The organism is Colwellia hornerae, from assembly GCF_007954355.1.
GTDB classification, from domain to species: Bacteria; Pseudomonadota; Gammaproteobacteria; order Enterobacterales; family Alteromonadaceae; genus Colwellia_A; species Colwellia_A hornerae.
The window spans coordinates 1-4,151 of record NZ_VOLR01000054.1 but is presented as its reverse complement, the minus strand read 5'-3'; the positions used below and the strand labels follow the sequence as shown (position 1 = coordinate 4,151).

Annotated in this window: 4 protein-coding genes; 3 read left to right on the top strand and 1 reads right to left on the bottom strand. The window is 35.0% G+C overall.

The features are described 5' to 3' along the window. The first annotated feature begins 221 nt into the window (after positions 1–221). The 3 genes from ESZ26_RS18745 to ESZ26_RS18735 all read left to right on the top strand — a co-directional run bounded on the left by ESZ26_RS18745 (position 222) and on the right by ESZ26_RS18735 (position 2,443). Positions 222–452 (top strand): hypothetical protein, encoded by a 231-nt coding sequence (locus ESZ26_RS18745; protein ID WP_146801300.1) that lies wholly within the window; start codon positions 222–224, stop codon positions 450–452. 480 nt (positions 453–932) lie between these two features. After that, positions 933–1,253 (top strand): hypothetical protein, encoded by a 321-nt coding sequence (locus tag ESZ26_RS18740; RefSeq protein ID WP_146801298.1) that lies wholly within the window; start codon positions 933–935, stop codon positions 1,251–1,253. Between the two features lie 269 nt (positions 1,254–1,522). After that, the gene (locus tag ESZ26_RS18735; protein ID WP_146801296.1) at positions 1,523–2,443 is read left to right on the top strand and encodes an alpha/beta fold hydrolase; all 921 of its coding nucleotides are present in this window, start codon (positions 1,523–1,525) and stop codon (positions 2,441–2,443) included. A 581-nt stretch (positions 2,444–3,024) separates the two neighbouring features. Here the strand turns inward: ESZ26_RS18735 and ESZ26_RS18730 are convergent. Continuing rightward, entirely contained in the window at positions 3,025–3,342 is a 318-nt protein-coding gene (locus tag ESZ26_RS18730; RefSeq protein ID WP_146801294.1) for a VF530 family protein, read from the bottom strand. Between the last annotated feature and the right edge of the window lie 809 nt (positions 3,343–4,151).

Here is a 4,151-nt window from a genome sequence, read left to right as displayed (position 1 = left end):
TTCGTTAAGGATAGTTCGCCATTGCTCATGGCTTCGCGTTATTTTCATAAGTTACTCCAAATAATTGTTTGAAGTAACTTAACTTGATCACGAGTGAATATTTAGATGCACTTTGCCAGACGCTTACAGTTGATTTACTGTTATCCATGATAGAGCTCCTTCTTTAAGTGAACTATAATTATGAAACCATATCGATTAAATTGCTTATTGGAGACAACCTTATGACTAATGAACCTGACTGGATGAATCCAGCCAATGACCGTAAGACGCCATATACTGAAGAGGAGCTTGAGTTATTTGTTGATGGTTTTATTGATGGGTTTGGAGATGAGTGGGAAGACTTAAAACATAAATTGGGCGAATCAATGGCAAGACAAAAAGTTAAGGACGGATTCATAACCAAAGATGAAAAAAATTTACATAATATCGAACCAGATGGTGAGGTTCATTAGAGTTCAAAATAGTGCGCGAAGCGGAAACTTATTGTGACAAAATCAAAGCTTCTGCATCGCACCTATGCAGACATTAGCCTTGGTTTATCTAACGACAAGAGATCCGACCAAAGCGGTCATTAGATGTTTGTTGAGTCTTACGATAACAGGTAGCCAATAGCTGACATGGTTGGAATAATTTCAAACTCTAAAAATTGCTATAAAACCACCATTTAATTTTCACATCATAACGGCAACTGTGAGCACTAAGCTGCCATTAAGATTTTGAAAACCATTCCCATATTGAAGATAATATCATTTGAAATTCGCTACTCTGTTGTGAGGCTGGTTTAAGCTCATTGCAGTCGGTCATAACTGCTAAAACTTGCATTTTAATAATAACATTATGTATTATAATTTTCCGAACAATTGAAGTAGCCCACTAGCTGTTTTGAGCTGTGAGTAGCGGACTGTCACAACAAAGAGATTAACTGGTAGATTATGGATGATTTTATAGAACTTGCTGATTTACATACGGCTACGGACTACGCTGATAAAAACAGTGTAAAAAATGCTAATGTAGTGGCTGACAAGATGAGTGAGATAGTTAATTCGCTAAACTCTTCAACAGAAGTAGAAAAATATCTTTCTTTGTTGACTCATCCAAACGCTGGTTCGTGGGTCGCTTTTTTATTGGCTGACTTGTCAACCATTAGTAAAAAACAAAAAGATCTATGCATTAAAAAAGTGAAATCCATCGCTGACGGTGATGATGTTAATTCATTTGGTGCACAAATGTGGTTATCCGAACGTGGTTTCTAATGAAGTAATCACCATGAAGCGGTGGTAACTAAATCGAAGAATTAGATTGATAGTATACTCATGTTTTTGTCACCAAATTCTTAATGTATTGAATGTAAAAAAGACAATTAAAAGGAAGCTTAACGCACTTAATTAGGTCGATTGAATATAGTTGAACAGTTCATATGTTTAAGTTAGGCTGAAATATCAGCCAAGCTGATCAAATAATTCTCTCAAAGCTTTGTTGCTATAAGCTTGTTCACATTAATTTAATAGGGCATACATTCATTATGAAGATTTTTATCACTCTCCTTCTTACAGTTATAGTGTCTTTTTTCGCCTACTATTTTTATTTCAAATATTCTTTCCTCAATAACTTAAGTGCTAACTCTGAAATAGTGGAAACAAGTTTAGGTTCTGTTGAATACACTCTGAAGGGAAATAATGGTCCTGTTTTACTCTTCATTCATGGAACACCGGGTGGATACGATCAAACCACTGATGCGACCGAAAAGTTTAGAGTGTTGACTCCATCAAGACCTGGATTCCTAAGAACATCTATCCGTCTTGGTAAAACTCCTTTTGAGCAAGCTAAAGTTTTTAAGGCGCTAATTGATGCGCTAGGTATAGATAAAGTAATCGTTATGGGCGTTTCTGGCGGCGGGCCTTCATCCTTAGAATTTGCTGCACATTTTCCAGAAAATACATATGGGTTGATTGCTTTCGAAGCGGTTAGCTATGCAGATGATTTTGCTGAAACTGACTCAGAAACTATTGGCACCTCAGACTTCGGTTTATGGATTCAACTTTTTTCTATGTCATTTATGAGCAATGAAAGTATTGCTTCTGCGATTCTTCCAAATCAACAAAACAGGAATAAACTTGTTGCTGATCCAAAAAATATAGAGAAACTAAAAGAGTTGATATGGTCAGTTTGGCCTTTAAGTGCAAGAAAAGATGGAATTAAAAACGATTATGAGCAATTTACTAATATTTCTTTACCTTTAAACGACATAAAAATTCCGACATTGGTTATACATGGAGATGAAGATGTAAGTGTGGACATTAGCCATGCAAACGAATTAATTAAAAAAATTAGAGGTGCGAAGTTATATACAGTAAAGGGGGGAGATCATTATATGAGTTTAACTCATGCTGAAGAAATAGAACCTTTGATTGAAAAATTTGTTCTTCAATACAGCAATCAATAGTTTAATTTTTGATTGAGAAAGCCCTCCCTTTTATATTAAATTAATATATTGAGATTAATTTTTACTTTTCAAGAGGGTTACCTTACGTTAGAAAATATATGACAACAATTTAAATGCTAATGTTAGCAATGCGCACAGAGTTAGCATTAGCAGTTTTATGATGAACGACCACTATGGTGGCTTAGTTGACTATCAAGATGAAGGTATCTCAACGTCTAATGAACACTAAAAAAAGCTCAAAAATCTATTGATGTTAACGTCCGGTTTCGTATCAAAGTGATCATTATGACGGATGATTTTTATTGGTAAATTTAGACCGCTTTGCCGCAAAATTTAGTGTTCTGAGATGGAAGCCGACTGGCAGCAATGAACTTTTAGTTGACATAGAGGCTAGACGATTTATTGGCAATAAATCATTATCAAAAGCTTAAACTTTTTATCTATGGGGAATGTCAGCTATAGGAAAAACTGCTAGAAGAATCTGATTGTTAAGCTATATCCGCGTAGATAAAAGCATACAAAAATTTTCAGTATAAATTTTCAAATACTAATGTTTTCAGTATGGCATAAGTCTATTTTTTCTATGTTGGCCAAACAAAGGGAGCAGGCTTAGTGGCAGTCGTTTCTGTTACTGCTGTATTTTGGGCGAGTATCCCTCTGATTAATTTCCCCGTCTCTTTATGCTTACTACAAAATGTTTTTAGGTATAAAATTTCAACTCTACTGCGTGCCCAAGGGGTTGTACGCAGAAATTTCAAACTTGATTTAAGACGCGGTTTATTGGTGAAACAACGAATGTTAAGTAATTCCCCCATCTTATCCCAACCAATTTTTTTCTCTAGTTCGGTTAGGATCTGTTCAAGTTTCACGCCGTGTAGCGGATCATTACTTTTATTCATAGTCTACCTAAATTCAAAAACAGCATTGTAACAAGTTTCCTAAATATTGACAGACTTATGCGTTTAACTTCGGTAAAAGTGCATCAAGAACTTTATGGAAAAGTTAATGTCCCCCAACGAACCTTGGAACAAAAAAATTGTTAGGCAAAAATAACCACTTAAACTACAACAAATTTGGCTAATCTGAATCAGACTAGAATTAGTAAATAATATAAGATACCTTGCACTTTTTAGCCTTGCGATGGATAGTAAATTAAGAGGTTGCGATTTAGTTAGTCTAAAGACAAGGGATATTGTTCACAGAAAAACTATTCAGTTGAGAGCTATTATTGTTCAAAAAAGACAGGATTCCCCGTTAAATTTGAACTTACCGAAAACACAGGTAAATCAATTCATACTTTGCTCACACGTTTTCAACTAAGCCAAAACGGCTATTTGTTTAAATCTAAAATTCATTCGTCAGCGCATGATCAACATGACAATATGTAAGAATAGTTGACGATTGGATTTCAATGATTGGTTTAAACCAAACCTGCATTGATTTACAAGAAAACTAAAAACCTGCGAGCAGATCAATTGTTACTCGGTCATAAAAAGCCTGAAAGTAAAGTCAGGTATTTAGGAATAGAAGTGGATGATAGCCATGAAATTTCGAAAAGTATAGATTGTTAAATAAAATGCCGAGCCTGTAACAGATTTTGTGTAACTGCCCGTTTTAAATAAAGTCCTTTAAGCGGTCTTCGAATTCAATCATAAATCGATTCAAGGCCGTTTTCCAGTTTCTTATCGGCATCGTCCATTTCTTGGAT